This window comes from Tardiphaga sp. 285_C5_N1_2 (genome assembly GCF_052076065.1).
In the GTDB taxonomy this organism is placed as follows: domain Bacteria; phylum Pseudomonadota; class Alphaproteobacteria; order Rhizobiales; family Xanthobacteraceae; genus Tardiphaga; species Tardiphaga robiniae.
Window position 1 is genome coordinate 831,681 of record NZ_CP197241.1, and the last position, 13,986, is coordinate 845,666.

A 13,986-nucleotide genomic window follows, 5' to 3' on the forward strand; every position below is an offset into this window, starting at 1 on the left:
AATGCGGTGGAATAATCTCGGTGACCTGATCGATCGCAGCGGTGACCTTGATCGGGAGGCGGTCATCGATCTGATCGATCCCGCGCATCCCAGGCGCTACACGCACCGTCAGATCGACGAGATGGCAAACGGGGTCGCCCAGTATCTTGTCGATAGTGGTTACAAGCGCGGCACGCATGTCGCGATCCTGTCGCTTAATCGCGCCGAATACATCATGTGCTATTTCGGCATCATGCGCGCCGGATGCATCGCTGTTCCGGTCAATATCAAGGCTGCGCGCGATACGGTCGATTTTGTGATGGACGACGCGAAGATCGCGCTGGCCTTCGTCGACAACGCCAATCGGCCGATGGTGCGCGACGACATTCCCGTCATCAATTTCGACGATAACGGCCCAAGCGGCTTTGCTACGACCATCAAGCCTGCCTCGTTCACCGCCGTCGAGACGACGCGGGAAGAGGTCGGGCAGATGCTCTACACCTCCGGCTCCACCGGCCGCCCCAAAGGCGTACCGCTATCGCATTACGGCCAGCTTTGGGCGATCTCGACGCGGACCAGCGGTGCGCTCAATCAGGATGATCGCTACATCATCGCGCAGCCGCTGTTTCACATGAATGGCCTGTTCGCTATCAAAACGATCTTCGCTCAGAATGCGTCTGTGGTGGTGCTGCTGTCGTTCGAGACCCGCAGCTATATTGAGGCCATCGCCAAGTACAAGGTGACCGCCGCCACGGCCGTTCCCACCATGTGGGCTCGTGTCGTCAAGGAAACGGAACTGCTAGCGAAGAATGATATCACCTCGGTTCGTCGCCTGATGCTTGGGTCGGCGCCGATGACCATGGGTCTGTGGGACAGGATCAAGCAGGCGCTGCCGAACGTCGTAATGACGATGGGCTATGGTACGACTGAAGCAGGGCCGGCCGTGTTCGGTCCGCATCCCGACAAGATTCCGACGCCGCCTTTGGGGCTAGGTTATCCGATCCGTCTGGAAGATGTCCGGCTCGTCAATGGTACCGAGAATGAAGGCGTGCTGTTGATGCGGAATCCAGCAGTGCTGGATCACTATCACAATCTGCCGCAGCAGACCGCCAAGGTGCTGACCGATGGTTGGTATTACAGTGGCGATGTGATGCGCCGCGATGCCAACGGCTTCTATTTCTTCGTAGGCCGTGCCGACGACATGTTTGTCTGCTCCGGCGAAAATATCTATCCGGGCGAAGTCGAAAAGCTGTTGGAGCGTCACCCGCAGATCCAGCAGGCGGCAGTAGTGCCGTTGCCCGACGAGGAACGGAGCCAGGTGCCGGTTGCGTTTATTGTCACGCGCGAGCAGCCCACGCCGAGCTTCGACGACATCCGTCAGTTTGCGATCGCCAATGGTCCGGCATATCAGCACCCGCGGCGGGTTGAGTTCGTCCACGAACTGCCTTGGGCGGGCACGAACAAGATCGATCGCAAGGCGCTGATCGACAGGGCGCGGAGCCTGGAAGCCAGTCACGGCTGGTCCGCATGAGCGGGCTGGCAGGAAAAATCGTGCTGGTCACTGGCGCGAGTCGGGGGATCGGTCAGGCGATCGCGCTTCGCCTGGCGAAGGATGGCGCAACCGTTGCGGTTCATTACAACGCCTCGGTCGATGCCGCGAATGCGACGGTGACGGCCATCTCCGCCGCTGGCGGCAATGCCTTTGCCATCAAGGCCGATCTCTCGGAACGCGGTGGCGCAGCCGCCTTGGCCGCGGATTTTGGCGCCGAACTGACCGAGCGCCATGGCAGCCCTGCATTCGACATTCTCATTAACAACGCAGGCGTCGGAAAACGCGCGACCATTGAGGATATTTCCGAGGACGACTTCGATCTTCTGCTGCAGACCAATCTGAAATCGCCGTTCTTTCTGATCAAGGCACTGATGCCGCATCTGCGTAATGGCGGACGTATCATCAATATCTCGTCGATGGGGACGCGTTCGGCCTATCCGACCATGGCCGCCTATGCGCCGGCCAAAGCGGGTCTGGAAGCGCTGAGCCGCTTGCTCGCCGTTCATCTCGGCGGTCGACAGATCACGGTGAATTCCGTGATGCCCGGTGCGACGGCGACGGACATGAACATCGTCGCGCGCGATCCGGTGGCCAGCCGCGCAGTGGCTGAGACAATCGCGCTCGGCCGGGTCGGGCAACCCGACGATATCGCAAGGGTCGTCGCCTTTCTCGCGTCGGACGAAGCGGGCTGGGTCACTGGCCAGCAGATCGATGCGAGTGGTGGCCAGCGGCTGTAAGAGGCCACGCGTTCAATCAACGCGTCGATATCACGACACACGGTGGCGAATTCATCTTGGCGCTGCGTCAGCGGAGGCGTCACTTTTGACGCCAGCCTGCTGCTCGAATGCGCAGCGATGATAATTGTTTATGCTCGCGAACTTTCAAATCTCGCAATAGCATTGCGTCACGATGGCAATGAACGGCAGAAATATTCTGCGTACACCCTTCATCGGAGGTCACAATGCTCGACGAGCTCGACCGCAAAATTCTCGCGGCACTCCAGGTAGACAGCAGCCTTTCCATGCAGGATCTGGCTGATCGTGTTGGCCTGAGTTCCACGCCGTGTTGGCGTCGCATCCAGAAGCTCGAAAGCTCTGGCTACATCAAGCGACGCGTTGCACTTCTCGATGCAGACAAGCTGAATTTGGGTGTCAGCGTTTTCATCGCCGTGCGAACGAACCAGCATAACGCGGAGTGGGTTCAGCGTTTCCGGAAAATCGTCGTCAGCTTCCCCGAGGTGGTCGATTTCTATCGCCTGAGCGGCGACGTGGATTATCTGATCCGGGCTGTGGTCTCGGACATCCGGGCCTACGACGATCTTTATCAGCGGCTGATCGCCAAGATTGATCTGCATGATGTGTCGTCAATGTTCACGATGGAGCAGATCAAGTCGACGACCGAATTGCCACTCATGAATGCTTTGGTGAAGCAGGGGCGGGGCGATATATCTTTGGCGGCGCATTCCCTGTCACATTGAGATGCCGCGGCTCCGAAGCTGCCGCATGGAGTGTAATCGTTCGTGTGCTGCGGGTAGCACCGTTCCACGATTTCCGGCTAGAGCGGTACGTGCCGGCCGATCGCATCTTCTTCTTCTACGGTTCGAGGGGGTCGGCAGAGGCATTATGTGCGCCAAACGAAAAACCCGCCGGTTAGGGCGGGATTCAGCGGTCATCTCGATTTTGGTCCATCATTCAAAGCCACAAGCGTACCGCCCCCGCGAAGGGGGCTGTTTCAAGTTCGTTTGAGTCCGGTGATATGGCTGCTTATGCCGAGCGATTGGAACGGGCAGGGAACAGAGCCCCGGATGTTCCCGTATTGAACCGCGATTCGCGTTCTGTTCTACCGCGAGGTGCCTGATTGTCAGGCCCCTCGGTCCGGAGAGCTTATTGATTTAACAGGGGAAAATGGTGCTGCCAGACAGGATTGAACTGTCGACCTCTCCATTACCAATGGAGTGCTCTACCACTGAGCTACGGCAGCATGCTGGGTGCAGGAATCAGCCTCGAGGGCGCCTACCAAGCGGGGCGATCCTTGCCACAAGGTCACGGGCGGCGCAAGCGCGGGTGGCACTTAGAATGCATCATTATAACAGGGGTGTGGTCGGCCTGTTGCGGTTGCAGCCGCCTTGCGTTTCGCCATTGGCGAGTCGATCCGGTTCCCCATGGCCTCGATAACCGCCGGCAGAGCCTTCATTGGCCGGATCATCATCTCGAAGTCGATCATCTCGCCTGACGCGTTGAAGGCGGTTATGTATGGGGTCACAGGATCCAATCTGGCGCATCTGTGCACGCCATTCGATCGACCATAACTGCCCATGACCGATAAGCCGAGCAAACCCGCCAAGGAAAGTGCAGCTGCCCGTCAGGACAGGCTGCGCCAGGCGCTGCGTGAAAATCTCAAGCGCCGGAAGGTGCAAATGCGCGGGCGCGCCAGTCAGACCGGCGATGCCGTCGCAGTCGAGGCGTCATCGGACGCCGATAAGATACAGGACTTCTGTTCAAGACCCGTCGATCCCGATCGGGATTGATGGCACCTGTCCGCCGCGTGAGCATGCGAGTTTAAATGTCATCAGAATCCCAGGCATCATCCAGCGCCGAGCTACCGGCCTACGCGCCGCGGGCGGCGCTGCCGCGTCACGATCAGACTTTTCCCGTGCTGACGGCGGCGGAGATCGAGCGGATGCGCCGCTTCGGTGAGATCCGGCATTACAAGGATGGCGATTGCCTGTTCGAGACCGGCAAGCCCGGTCCCGGCATGTTCGTGGTGTTGTCCGGACATGTGACGATCACCCAGCGCGACGGTTTCGGCCGCATCACGCCGGTGGCCGATCAGTGCACCGGACAGTTCGTCGCCGAGATCGCGCAACTGTCGGGCCGCGTCGCGCTGGTTGACGGTCATGCTGAAGGCGATGTCGAGACGCTGCTGATTCCGCCGGAACGGCTGCGCGCGCTGCTGATCGCGGAAGCGGATCTGGGCGAGCGCATCATGCGTGCGCTGATCCTGCGTCGGGTGAACCTCCTGCAGGGCAGCGCTGGCGGTCCGGCTTTCATCGGCGCGGCCAACTCCAGCGATGTCATCCGCCTGCAGGGCTTCCTCTCCCGCAACGGCTATCCGCATCATCTGCTCGACCCCGCAACGGACAAGGACGCTGCCGATCTGATCGCGCGCTATACGCCGTCGCCGGAGGATCTGCCGCTGGTGGTGGTGGCCGACGGCACGGTGCTGCGCAATCCGTCCTTCTCCGAACTCGCCCGCGCGATGGGCATGATCAGTCATATCGCCAAGGGCAAGACCTATGACGTCGCCATCGTCGGCAGCGGACCTGCGGGCTTGTCCACCGCGGTGTATGGCGCGTCGGAAGGCCTGTCGGTTGCGGTTTGCGATGCCAAGTCATTCGGCGGCCAGGCTGGCGCCAGCGCGCGGATCGAGAACTATCTCGGTTTCCCGACTGGCATCTCCGGGATGGCACTCACGGCGCGTGCCTTCAACCAGGCGCAGAAGTTCGGCGCCGATATCATGATCCCGGCCGCCGTGAAGTCGCTGGACTGTTCACGCAAGGACGGACTGTTCGCTCTTGAACTCGACGATGGCGATGTCATGCGTGCCAAGGCCATCGTGGTGGCATCGGGCGCACGCTATCGCCGGCCGAACATCGAGCGGCTCGCCGATTTCGAAGGTCGCGGCGTCTGGTACTGGGCATCTCCGATCGAGGCCCGACTCTGCAGGGAGCAGGAAATCTACCTGGTCGGCGGTGGCAATTCGGCAGGTCAGGCGGCGGTGTTTCTCGCGAGCCAGGCCAACAAGGTGCATATGGTGATCCGCGGCGGCGGCCTCGGCGCCAGCATGTCGCGCTATCTGATCGAGCGCATCGAGGCGACACCGAATATCGAGCTGGTCTTCAACACCGAAGTCGTGGCGCTGGAGGGGACGCAGGAGGCGGGGCTCGAACGGATCTGTACCCGTAGTCGGCTGTCCGGCGAGGAGTCCTGCGCTGACATCCGTAATCTGTTCCTGTTCGTCGGCGCCGATCCCGCCACCGAATGGCTGGCGGATTGCGGCGTCACCCTCGATCGTCATGGCTTCATCATCACCGGCATTCCCGCCAATGGCCGCAGCGTGCAGGCGCTGGAGACGTCGGTGTCCGGTGTCTTTGCGGTCGGTGATGTGCGCTCGGGTTCGGTGAAGCGTGTCGGCGGCGCGATCGGCGAGGGCGCCCAGGTGGTGGCGGCGCTGCATGGTTTTCTCGGCGATACGGCCACGCCAACCCTTTGAGCTCATAACGGGAGATCATCATGCCCAAAGGCTGCACGCATATTTCCGGCATTCGCGATGTGACACCCAGCGCACTCGGTTGCGAGGAATGCCTGAAAACGGGCAGTATGTGGGTGCACTTGCGGATCTGCCGGACCTGCGGTCACGTCGGCTGCTGCGACGACTCCCCGAACAAGCACGCGACCAAGCATTTCCACGCCACGAAGCATCCGATTATCGAAGGCTACGATCCGCCCGAAGGCTGGGGCTGGTGCTATGTCGATGAAGTCATGTTCGATTTGTCGGATCGAAAGACTCCGCACAACGGGCCGATTCCGCGCTACTACTGAGACAATCGTCCCGACGCGGGCGACGTTTCAGTGGGGACTTCATGCACATTTTTACGATCGGACGCCGGGCTTTGTTGGGTGTGCTGCTGGCCGTCCTGGCAGCGCCGTTTCTCCCCGTATCCGCTTCAGCGCAAGCTCCGCAAAGCCGCTTCGCCACCATCAACGGCGTCAAGCTGCATTATCTCATTGCGGGCAAGGGCGATCCGATCGTGCTGCTGCATGGCTATGCCGAGACCAGCCATATGTGGCGCCCGCTGATCGCGAAACTTGCGGCCAGTCATACGGTGATCGCGCCGGATCTGCGTGGCTTCGGCGATTCCGACGCGCCGGCCGATGGCTACACCAAGGTGGCGATGGCCCGCGATATCCATGCGTTGGTGGTCGGCCTGAAATATCCCAAGGTGAAAATTGTCGGCCACGACATCGGCCTGATGGTCGCCTATGCCTACGCTGCGCAATATCCGAGCGAAGTCGATCGTATCGCGTTGATGGATGCCTTTTTGCCTGGTGTTGGCGACTGGACGCATGTCTGGCTGTTACGCGACCTCTGGCACTTCCATTTCTACGGCAAGACGCCGCTGGCGCTGGTCGCGGGCCGCGAGCGCATTTACCTTGAGCACTTCTGGAATGATTTCGCCGCGAACCCGAAGAAGTCGGTGCCCGAAAAGGACCGCGTGTTTTACGCCAAGGCCTATGCGAAGCCCGGCCATATGGCAGCCGGTTTCGAGGTCTTCCGTGCTTTTGAGAAAGATGCCGCCGAGTTTGCCGAACTTGCCAAGACCAAACTGCCAATGCCGATGCTGGTTCTCTCTGGTGAGAAGGCCGGTGGGTCTTTCCTGATCGAGCAGGGGCGCCTCGTTGCCAGCAATGTGGACGGCGTTATCGTCAAAGGCTCAGGCCATTGGCTGATGGAAGAAGCCCCCGATCAGGTGATCCCGAAATTGGTTGAGTTTCTCAATAAGTAGATTGCGGGGCACTATTGATCGAACGCGAATGTCTTGAAGAAAACGGCGCCTTGCACGTAAATCTATATGATGACTATCAGCCAAAAACTATTGGCAAGTTCCCGCGCTGCACCCTAAGATTTGACGAGTTCTAAAGCAGGGGTGCATCATGGTTTTGGGAATGAGCTTGGCAACGTTCACGTTGCTTCATGTGGTGGTCAGCCTGATCGGAATTGTTGCTGGCTTGGTCGCAATGGTCGGGCTGCTGAAGTCAAAGCCGCTGCCCGGCTGGACCGGTCTATTTCTGCTGACGACGATCCTGACCAGCGTGACCGGCTTCTTCTTCCCGGTCGAGAAATTGTTGCCGTCGCATGTCATCGGCATCATTTCGCTGGTGCTGCTGGCGGTCGCCTGTTTGGCGCTGTACGGCCAGAAGCTGGCGGGGCCATGGCGCTGGATTTACGTGCTGACTGCGATGATTTCGCTTTATCTCAATGTGTTCGTGCTGGTGATCCAGAGCTTCCTGAAGGTCCCGCCGCTTCATGCGCTGGCACCGAGCGTGCCGCCCAGTGAGCCGCCTTTTGCGATTGTTCAGGGCATCGTGCTGGTGTTCTTCGTCGTCACGACCTTCCTTGCGATCAGGAAGTTTCGCCCGATGCCCGGCGGCTTTGCCTGATCGCGCGACGGCGATTAGCCGCAGCGGGCGGCTAATATCACCCGTCAGGTTTTCGCCTTGCGTGCGGGCGGCTCGTCGAGGGCCGCCCGGATATCCGCAAACATGCGCCTGACCAGCACGTCCGGCTTTTCGCGCGCGCCTTGGGTCAGCCAGTTCTCGCTCGCGATCCGGATGGCGCCGGTGGTGATCATTGCCACTAGTCGCGCCTGCGTCTGACCGGTCTTGTCGCTGGCGCGCGCTGCAAGCGCCCCCGCCATCGCGCGTTCCATCTTCTCGTATTTGACCTGCTCGCGCGCCTGCAGTGCTGGCGTTTCGCGCTTCAACCGGGCAATGGCAATGGCATCCTCGGGGTTGAGGTGCCGAGTCATGGTCAGGATCGCATTCTCTGCTGCGGTGATCATCGATTCATCAGCAGGGCGTTCGGCGATGGCAGCGGTCAGGGCATCGGCGCTGCGATCCTGCCACGCCACCACGACATCTTCCTTGGACGCGAAATAATGGAAGAAGCTGCGGCGCGAGATCTCGGCGGCGGCCGCGATATCGTCCAGCGTGGTGGCCTCGTAGCCTTTGGCCAGAAACAGCTTCATCGCCGCTTCCGTCAGCCGCTGCAGGGTCTGCTCACGCTTGCGCTCGCGCAGCCCGGAGGCCGGCGCAATGTCGGACGCTGACGTTTTCAATTTTGATTTCAGAGGCTTGGCGATGCTCATCGGCCTTAAGATAAGGCTAGCCTGCACCTATTGCAAATTTGCACTGAGTGCACATTTAGCCTTGCGCAGGCGTTCGTGCCGCTGATCGGATGTGGGGAGACAGAGATGAGCGATTGGACCACTAGGGACATTCCGCCCATGACCGGCAAACTGGCCGTGGTGACCGGGGCGACAGGCGGCCTCGGCTTCGAGACGGCAATGGCGCTTGCGGGAGCCGGCGCCGAAGTGGTGCTGACCGGCCGTAGCGACACCAAGGGGAGCGCTGCGATTGAGCGCATCTGCGAGCGACATCCCGACGCGATCATCAGCTATGAGCACCTCGATCTCGCCAGCCTGGACGCCGTCGCTACTTTCGCACGCCGTTTCGATGCGATGTACGCGTCGCTTGATCTGCTGATTAATAATGCCGGCGTGATGGCGCTGCCGACGCGCCAGACCACCGCCGACGGCTTCGAGATGCAGCTCGGTACCAATTATCTCGGTCACTATGCGCTCACGGCGCGTCTGCTCCCTGTGCTTCGCCGCAACAAGGCGCCGCGTGTGGTCAATCTCAGCAGTCTTGCGCATCGTTCGGGCCTCATCGATTTCGACGATCTTCAGGGCGCGACATTCTACAAGCCGTGGAAAGCCTATCAGCAGTCGAAGCTCGCGATGCTGATCTTCGCGATCGAGTTGCAGCGGCGCAGCGATGCTGCGGGCTGGGGTCTGATGAGCAATGCCGCGCATCCCGGTTTCGCACTCACCGATCTCATTCCGAACGGTCCCGGCAGCGGTGGCTTGATGGGGCTCGGAAGCCGGTTGCTGCGTCCGCTGAGTCATTCAGCCGCCGCCGGTGCCTTGCCGACATTGTTTGCAGCCACCTCACCCGATGCGAAGCCAGCTGGCTATTACGGCCCGAACGGCGTCTACGAAATGAAGGGGCCGCCGGCTCCTGCGAAGATCATGCCGCGAGCTCAGGATGCCGCCGTCGGCGCGCGGCTGTGGGAGGTCTCAGCTGCGCTCACCGGCATGTCGTTTGATCAGGTCGCAATTGCCGCCTGATTGCGTCGCGCGATCGACTGTCAGTCATCCAAAGGAAGTCTCATGAAAGTCATTCTGTTCGGTGCGACCGGCATGGTCGGGCAAGGCGCGCTGCGCGAATGCCTGCTCGATCCCGATGTTGAAGCCGTGCTCGTGGTCGGCCGCAGTCCTACCGGGCAACGCGATGCCAAACTGCGCGAGATCATGCATACGGATTTTTTCGATCTGTCGGCCATCGCGCCCGACTTGACGGGCTATGACGCCTGCCTGTTCTGCCTTGGCGTCTCGTCGCTGGGCATGAGCGAGCCGGACTATCGTCGGATCACCTACGACATCACCCTCGCGGTGGCGAACACGCTGGCGCGGCTCAATCCCGCGATGACCTTCGTCTACGTGACCGGCCAGAGCACCGACAGCACCGAGCAGGGCAGCGTCATGTGGGCGCGGGTCAAGGGCAAGACCGAGAACGATTTGCTCAAGCTGCCGTTCAAGGCCGCTTATATGTTCCGCCCCGGCGGCATCCAACCGCTGCATGGTGTTCGTTCGAAGACTGCGTGGGTCCAGGCGATCTACACCGCGACCGCGCCGTTATGGACGCTGCTGGTCCGGGGCGCGCCAAAATACGTCACCACGACGGAGAAAGTCGGCCGCGCCATGATCCGGGTGGTTCGTAACGGCTACTCCAAGCCAATCCTGGAAACCCCGGATATCAATCAGGTCGGAGCGTAAACGGGCCGATTCGGCCCTTTCTTAGATTTGCTGCCGGCCTCATCGAAAAACCGCAAATTTCGACGCTTTTGCTTTAAAGAGGCCATCCGCCCTATAGTCGGGGCACAGCAATCAGCGGGAATCGGTATGGATCGCATTCGCATCGTCGGCGGCAGCAAACTCAATGGCACGATCCCGATTTCGGGCGCCAAAAACGCGGCGCTGCCATTGATGATCGCCGGTCTGCTGACCGACGAGACGCTGATTCTCGACAACGTGCCGCGTCTGGCCGACGTCGCGCAGTTGCAGCGCATTCTCGGCAATCACGGCGTGGACATCATGTCGGCCGGCAAGCGCCCGGGCGACCATGAATATCAGGGTCAGACCCTGCATATCTCCGCCGCCAACATCATCGATACGACAGCGCCCTACGAGCTGGTCTCGAAGATGCGCGCGTCCTTCTGGGTGATCGCGCCGCTGTTGGCGCGCATGCACGAAGCCAAGGTGTCGCTACCCGGCGGCTGCGCCATCGGCACCCGCCCGGTGGATCTCTTGATCATGGCGCTGGAGAAGCTCGGCGCAGAACTCACCATCGACGGCGGTTATGTCATTGCCAAGGCCCCCGGCGGCCTGAAAGGCGCCGAGATCGACTTCGCCAAGGTCACCGTGTCCGGCACCCATGTGGCGCTGATGGCTGCGACGCTGGCCAAGGGCACGACCATTATCAACAACGCGGCGTGTGAGCCGGAAATCGTCGACGTCGCCGACTGCCTGAACAAGATGGGCGCGCGCATCTCTGGCGCCGGCACCCCGACGATCACGATCGAGGGCGTGGCCAAACTGAATGGCACGCGCCACACCGTGCTGCCAGATCGCATCGAGACTGGTACCTATGCCATGGCCGTGGCCATGACCGGCGGCGATGTGCAACTTTCAGGCGCACGGCCTGAATTGCTACAGTCGGCGCTCGACGTACTGGTCGAGGCCGGCGCGACGGTGACGCCGAACAACGACGGCATCCGCATCTCGCGCAACGGCGCGGGAATCAAGCCGGTGAACGTGTCGACGGCACCATTCCCCGGCTTTCCGACCGATCTGCAGGCGCAACTCATGGCGCTGATGACGACAGCCACGGGCTCCTCGCATATCACCGAGACAATTTTCGAGAACCGCTTCATGCATGTGCAGGAGCTGGCACGCTTCGGCGCGCGAATTCACCTCGACGGTGAAACCGCGACCATCGACGGTACGGCCAAGCTGCGCGGCGCGCCCGTGATGGCGACTGACCTGCGCGCCTCGGTCTCTCTGGTGATCGCCGGCCTTGTCGCGGAAGGCGAGACCATGGTCAATCGCATCTATCATCTCGATCGCGGCTTCGAGCGGCTCGAGGAAAAGCTGTCCGCTTGCGGCGCTACCATCGAGCGCATCAGCGGATAGGATTCTCTCAAAGGGGTCGCCGTGACGGGTCAACGCAAGCTGATTGCACTGGATGCCGACGACCTCGCGGTGATTTCCGCGCATGTTCAGGATGCGGCTGTCAATGTCGGCGACATTATCTGGCGGCAGAGCGAGAAGCGGCTCGTGGTCGGCATGAGCCGGCTCGACTGGGATCAGACGATTTCAGGGGAAGTCACGCCGCGCCGGCTGGTCTCGGCGCTGCGCTTCGACCGCGTGCTGGCCTGCAAGTCCCGCGATATCGATCTCGAAACGCCCGACATCGCGCTGGAACTGTTCGGCATCGAATTCCATGCCGCCGAGCCTCCTGGCGGTAGCGTCGTCCTGATCTTCGCCGGTGGGGGCGCACTCCGGCTGGATGTCGAGTGTCTCGAGGTCGAACTGGCCGATCTCGGCCCGGACGATCTGACCAGCGATGCCGGCACCGAGGCCTCCGGTCTGGACGCCTGATCCGCTATTCATCCTTTCCATGGCAGCACAGGGTTGACGGCCCTTTGCCGCCGCGCCATTGAGCAGGGGGCCTTGGCCGGCAAGGCCCCGCCGGAACACCAGAATGCCAATTCGTATCGATACCGCCAGCGCCGATTTCACCCAGCGCTTCAATGCCTTCCTGACCATGAAGCGCGAAGTCGCGGCCGATATCGAGGCTGCCACGCGCGCCATTGTCGACGATGTCGCCGCCCGCGGCGACGCAGCGCTGCTCGAAGCGACCCGCAAGTTCGATCGGCTGGACCTCAAGGCCTCGGCTCTGCGCGTGACCGCTGCCGAGGTCGATGCCGCCGTTGCCGCCTGCGACGCAGAGACCGTCGAGGCCCTGACATTCGCCCGCGACCGCATCGAGTTGTTCCACAAGCGCCAGCTCCCCAAGGATGATCGCTTCACCGATGCGCTGGGCGTCGAGCTCGGCTGGCGCTGGAGCGCCATCGAGGCTGTTGGCCTCTATGTGCCCGGTGGGACTGCTGCCTACCCGTCGTCGGTCTTGATGAATGCCGTGCCGGCCAAAGTCGCCGGCGTGGAGCGCGTGGTGATGGTGGTGCCGTCACCGGACGGCAAGCTCAATCCGCTGGTGCTGGCCGCTGCAAAGCTCGGTGGCGTTTCCGAAATCTACCGCGTAGGCGGCGCGCAGGCCGTGGCCGCGCTCGCTTACGGTACCGACACCATTGCGCCAGTGGCCAAGATCGTCGGTCCGGGCAATGCCTATGTGGCCGCTGCCAAGCGCCAGGTGTTCGGCAAGGTCGGCATCGACATGATTGCCGGCCCCTCAGAAGTGCTGGTCATTGCCGACGATACCGCCAATGCCGACTGGATCGCCGCAGACTTGCTGGCGCAGGCTGAGCACGACGTCAATGCGCAGTCGATCCTGATCACAGACAGCAAGGCGCTGGCCGACAATGTCGCGCGCGCTGTCGAAGCGCAGCTCACCACTCTGCCGCGCGCGGACATCGCGCGCGCGTCGTGGGACGAATATGGCGCGATTATTCTGGTGCAGGCGCTCGATGACGCCGTGCCGCTCGCCAACGCCATCGCCGCCGAGCATCTCGAAATCATGACGGCCGATCCTGAGGCGTTCTCGCTCAAGATACGCAATGCCGGCGCCATCTTCCTCGGTGGTCATACGCCGGAAGCGATCGGCGACTATGTCGGCGGCTCGAACCACGTGCTGCCGACGGCGCGCTCGGCGCGGTTCTCCTCGGGCCTCGGCGTACTTGACTTCATGAAGCGAACATCGATCCTGAAGTGCGGGCCGGATCAGCTGCGGGCGCTGGGACCGGCTGCGATGACGCTGGGCAAGGCTGAAGGCCTCGATGCCCACGCACGTTCGGTCGGATTGCGCCTCAATTTGCGATGAGTAATGCCCCTCCACCAGAGGATGACAGCAACAACCGCATCGTCGCGGTGACGCTCGATGAGGAATCGATCGGCCGTTCCGGGCCGGATATCGAGCATGAGCGCGCGATCGCGATCTACGACCTGATCGAGCAGAACCTGTTCGCGCCGGAAGGCGCACACGTCGGCCCGTTTACGCTGCATATAGGCATCACCGGCAGCCGGCTGATGTTCGACATCCGCCGCGAGGACGGTACGCCTGTCGTTGCGCACCTTCTGTCGCTGGGGCCGTTCCGCCGCATTGTGAAGGACTACTTCATGATCTGCGACAGTTACTATCAGGCGATCCGCACCGCTACGCCTGACAAGATCGAGGCCATCGACATGGGCCGCCGTGGCATCCATGACGAAGGCTCGCGGACGCTGCAGGAACGATTGGCCGGCAAGGTGCGCGTCGATTTCGAAACGTCGCGACGGCTGTTTACGTTGATCTCCGTCCTTCACTGGAAAGGCTAGT

15 protein-coding genes and 1 tRNA gene are annotated in these 13,986 nt (G+C 61.6%); 14 read left to right on the plus strand and 2 right to left on the minus strand.

The window, feature by feature from the left end:
* Position 1 precedes the first annotated feature (1 nt).
* From AB7951_RS03910 to AB7951_RS03920, 3 genes are all read left to right on the plus strand, one after another.
* The gene (locus tag AB7951_RS03910; RefSeq protein ID WP_120286973.1) at positions 2-1,510 is read left to right on the plus strand and encodes a class I adenylate-forming enzyme family protein; all 1,509 of its coding nucleotides are present in this window, start codon (positions 2-4) and stop codon (positions 1,508-1,510) included.
* Positions 1,507-2,268 (plus strand): SDR family oxidoreductase, encoded by a 762-nt coding sequence (locus AB7951_RS03915; protein ID WP_120286972.1) that lies wholly within the window; start codon positions 1,507-1,509, stop codon positions 2,266-2,268. The genes AB7951_RS03910 and AB7951_RS03915 overlap by 4 nt, the downstream gene beginning before the upstream one ends.
* Positions 2,269-2,492: 224 nt before the next feature.
* The gene (locus tag AB7951_RS03920; RefSeq protein ID WP_120286971.1) at positions 2,493-3,008 is read left to right on the plus strand and encodes an Lrp/AsnC family transcriptional regulator; all 516 of its coding nucleotides are present in this window, start codon (positions 2,493-2,495) and stop codon (positions 3,006-3,008) included.
* A gap of 428 nt (positions 3,009-3,436) precedes the next feature.
* Here the strand turns inward: AB7951_RS03920 and AB7951_RS03925 are convergent.
* Positions 3,437-3,511: transfer RNA gene (locus AB7951_RS03925), tRNA-Thr, on the minus strand.
* Positions 3,512-3,845: 334 nt separating this feature from the next.
* On the opposite strand from AB7951_RS03925, the gene AB7951_RS03930 reads away from it, so the two are divergent.
* From AB7951_RS03930 to AB7951_RS03950, 5 genes are all read left to right on the plus strand, one after another.
* Positions 3,846-4,058 carry a hypothetical protein gene (locus AB7951_RS03930; protein WP_120286969.1) on the plus strand — a complete coding sequence of 71 codons (213 nt, stop codon included), beginning with the start codon at positions 3,846-3,848 and terminating at the stop codon, positions 4,056-4,058.
* Between the two features lie 35 nt (positions 4,059-4,093).
* Complete coding sequence (locus tag AB7951_RS03935; RefSeq protein ID WP_120286968.1) at positions 4,094-5,803, plus strand: cyclic nucleotide-binding domain-containing thioredoxin-disulfide reductase; 1,710 nt, start codon at positions 4,094-4,096, stop codon at positions 5,801-5,803.
* 20 nt (positions 5,804-5,823) lie between these two features.
* A complete protein-coding gene (locus AB7951_RS03940) occupies positions 5,824-6,132 on the plus strand; it encodes a UBP-type zinc finger domain-containing protein (RefSeq protein WP_092145281.1) in 309 nt (102 codons plus the stop codon).
* Positions 6,133-6,173: 41 nt separating this feature from the next.
* Positions 6,174-7,097 carry an alpha/beta fold hydrolase gene (locus AB7951_RS03945; RefSeq protein WP_184511830.1) on the plus strand — a complete coding sequence of 308 codons (924 nt, stop codon included), beginning with the start codon at positions 6,174-6,176 and terminating at the stop codon, positions 7,095-7,097.
* A gap of 148 nt (positions 7,098-7,245) precedes the next feature.
* Complete coding sequence (locus AB7951_RS03950) at positions 7,246-7,752, plus strand: hypothetical protein (RefSeq protein WP_120286966.1); 507 nt, start codon at positions 7,246-7,248, stop codon at positions 7,750-7,752.
* 44 nt (positions 7,753-7,796) lie between these two features.
* Here the strand turns inward: AB7951_RS03950 and AB7951_RS03955 are convergent, their stop codons facing one another.
* A complete protein-coding gene (locus AB7951_RS03955; protein WP_439059751.1) occupies positions 7,797-8,429 on the minus strand; it encodes a TetR/AcrR family transcriptional regulator in 633 nt (210 codons plus the stop codon).
* Positions 8,430-8,564: 135 nt separating this feature from the next.
* Here AB7951_RS03955 and AB7951_RS03960 point away from each other — a divergent pair, with 135 nt between their 5' ends.
* The 6 genes from AB7951_RS03960 to AB7951_RS03985 all read left to right on the plus strand — a co-directional run bounded on the left by AB7951_RS03960 (position 8,565) and on the right by AB7951_RS03985 (position 13,985).
* Positions 8,565-9,500, plus strand: coding sequence for an SDR family oxidoreductase (locus AB7951_RS03960; RefSeq protein ID WP_120286964.1), 936 nt, complete (start codon positions 8,565-8,567; stop codon positions 9,498-9,500).
* A 42-nt stretch (positions 9,501-9,542) separates the two neighbouring features.
* A complete protein-coding gene (locus AB7951_RS03965; RefSeq protein WP_120286963.1) occupies positions 9,543-10,208 on the plus strand; it encodes an epimerase in 666 nt (221 codons plus the stop codon).
* Positions 10,209-10,334: 126 nt separating this feature from the next.
* Positions 10,335-11,624 (plus strand): UDP-N-acetylglucosamine 1-carboxyvinyltransferase, encoded by a 1,290-nt coding sequence (gene murA / locus AB7951_RS03970; RefSeq protein ID WP_120286962.1) that lies wholly within the window; start codon positions 10,335-10,337, stop codon positions 11,622-11,624.
* A 21-nt stretch (positions 11,625-11,645) separates the two neighbouring features.
* The gene (locus AB7951_RS03975; protein ID WP_089266100.1) at positions 11,646-12,092 is read left to right on the plus strand and encodes a DUF2948 family protein; all 447 of its coding nucleotides are present in this window, start codon (positions 11,646-11,648) and stop codon (positions 12,090-12,092) included.
* Positions 12,093-12,195: 103 nt separating this feature from the next.
* On the plus strand, positions 12,196-13,491 hold the full coding sequence (hisD, locus tag AB7951_RS03980) for a histidinol dehydrogenase (RefSeq protein ID WP_120286961.1): 1,296 nt from the start codon (positions 12,196-12,198) through the stop codon (positions 13,489-13,491).
* Positions 13,488-13,985 carry a UPF0262 family protein gene (locus AB7951_RS03985; RefSeq protein WP_089266102.1) on the plus strand — a complete coding sequence of 166 codons (498 nt, stop codon included), beginning with the start codon at positions 13,488-13,490 and terminating at the stop codon, positions 13,983-13,985. Before hisD ends, AB7951_RS03985 begins: the two co-directional genes overlap by 4 nt.
* Position 13,986 lies beyond the last annotated feature (1 nt).

What these genes read in the sequence shown, in the direction of transcription:
- hisD (WP_120286961.1), top strand. Translation starts at nt 12,196, where the DNA reads ATGCCAATTCGTATCGATACCGCCAGCGCCGATTTCACCCAGCGCTTC.
- murA (WP_120286962.1), top strand. Translation starts at nt 10,335, where the DNA reads ATGGATCGCATTCGCATCGTCGGCGGCAGCAAACTCAATGGCACGATC.
- AB7951_RS03985 (WP_089266102.1), top strand. Translation starts at nt 13,488, where the DNA reads ATGAGTAATGCCCCTCCACCAGAGGATGACAGCAACAACCGCATCGTC.
- AB7951_RS03935 (WP_120286968.1), top strand. Translation starts at nt 4,094, where the DNA reads ATGTCATCAGAATCCCAGGCATCATCCAGCGCCGAGCTACCGGCCTAC.
- AB7951_RS03945 (WP_184511830.1), top strand. Translation starts at nt 6,174, where the DNA reads ATGCACATTTTTACGATCGGACGCCGGGCTTTGTTGGGTGTGCTGCTG.
- AB7951_RS03930 (WP_120286969.1), top strand. Translation starts at nt 3,846, where the DNA reads ATGACCGATAAGCCGAGCAAACCCGCCAAGGAAAGTGCAGCTGCCCGT.
- AB7951_RS03920 (WP_120286971.1), top strand. Translation starts at nt 2,493, where the DNA reads ATGCTCGACGAGCTCGACCGCAAAATTCTCGCGGCACTCCAGGTAGAC.
- AB7951_RS03965 (WP_120286963.1), top strand. Translation starts at nt 9,543, where the DNA reads ATGAAAGTCATTCTGTTCGGTGCGACCGGCATGGTCGGGCAAGGCGCG.
- AB7951_RS03910 (WP_120286973.1), top strand. Translation starts at nt 2, where the DNA reads ATGCGGTGGAATAATCTCGGTGACCTGATCGATCGCAGCGGTGACCTT.
- AB7951_RS03950 (WP_120286966.1), top strand. Translation starts at nt 7,246, where the DNA reads ATGGTTTTGGGAATGAGCTTGGCAACGTTCACGTTGCTTCATGTGGTG.
- AB7951_RS03915 (WP_120286972.1), top strand. Translation starts at nt 1,507, where the DNA reads ATGAGCGGGCTGGCAGGAAAAATCGTGCTGGTCACTGGCGCGAGTCGG.
- AB7951_RS03940 (WP_092145281.1), top strand. Translation starts at nt 5,824, where the DNA reads ATGCCCAAAGGCTGCACGCATATTTCCGGCATTCGCGATGTGACACCC.
- AB7951_RS03960 (WP_120286964.1), top strand. Translation starts at nt 8,565, where the DNA reads ATGAGCGATTGGACCACTAGGGACATTCCGCCCATGACCGGCAAACTG.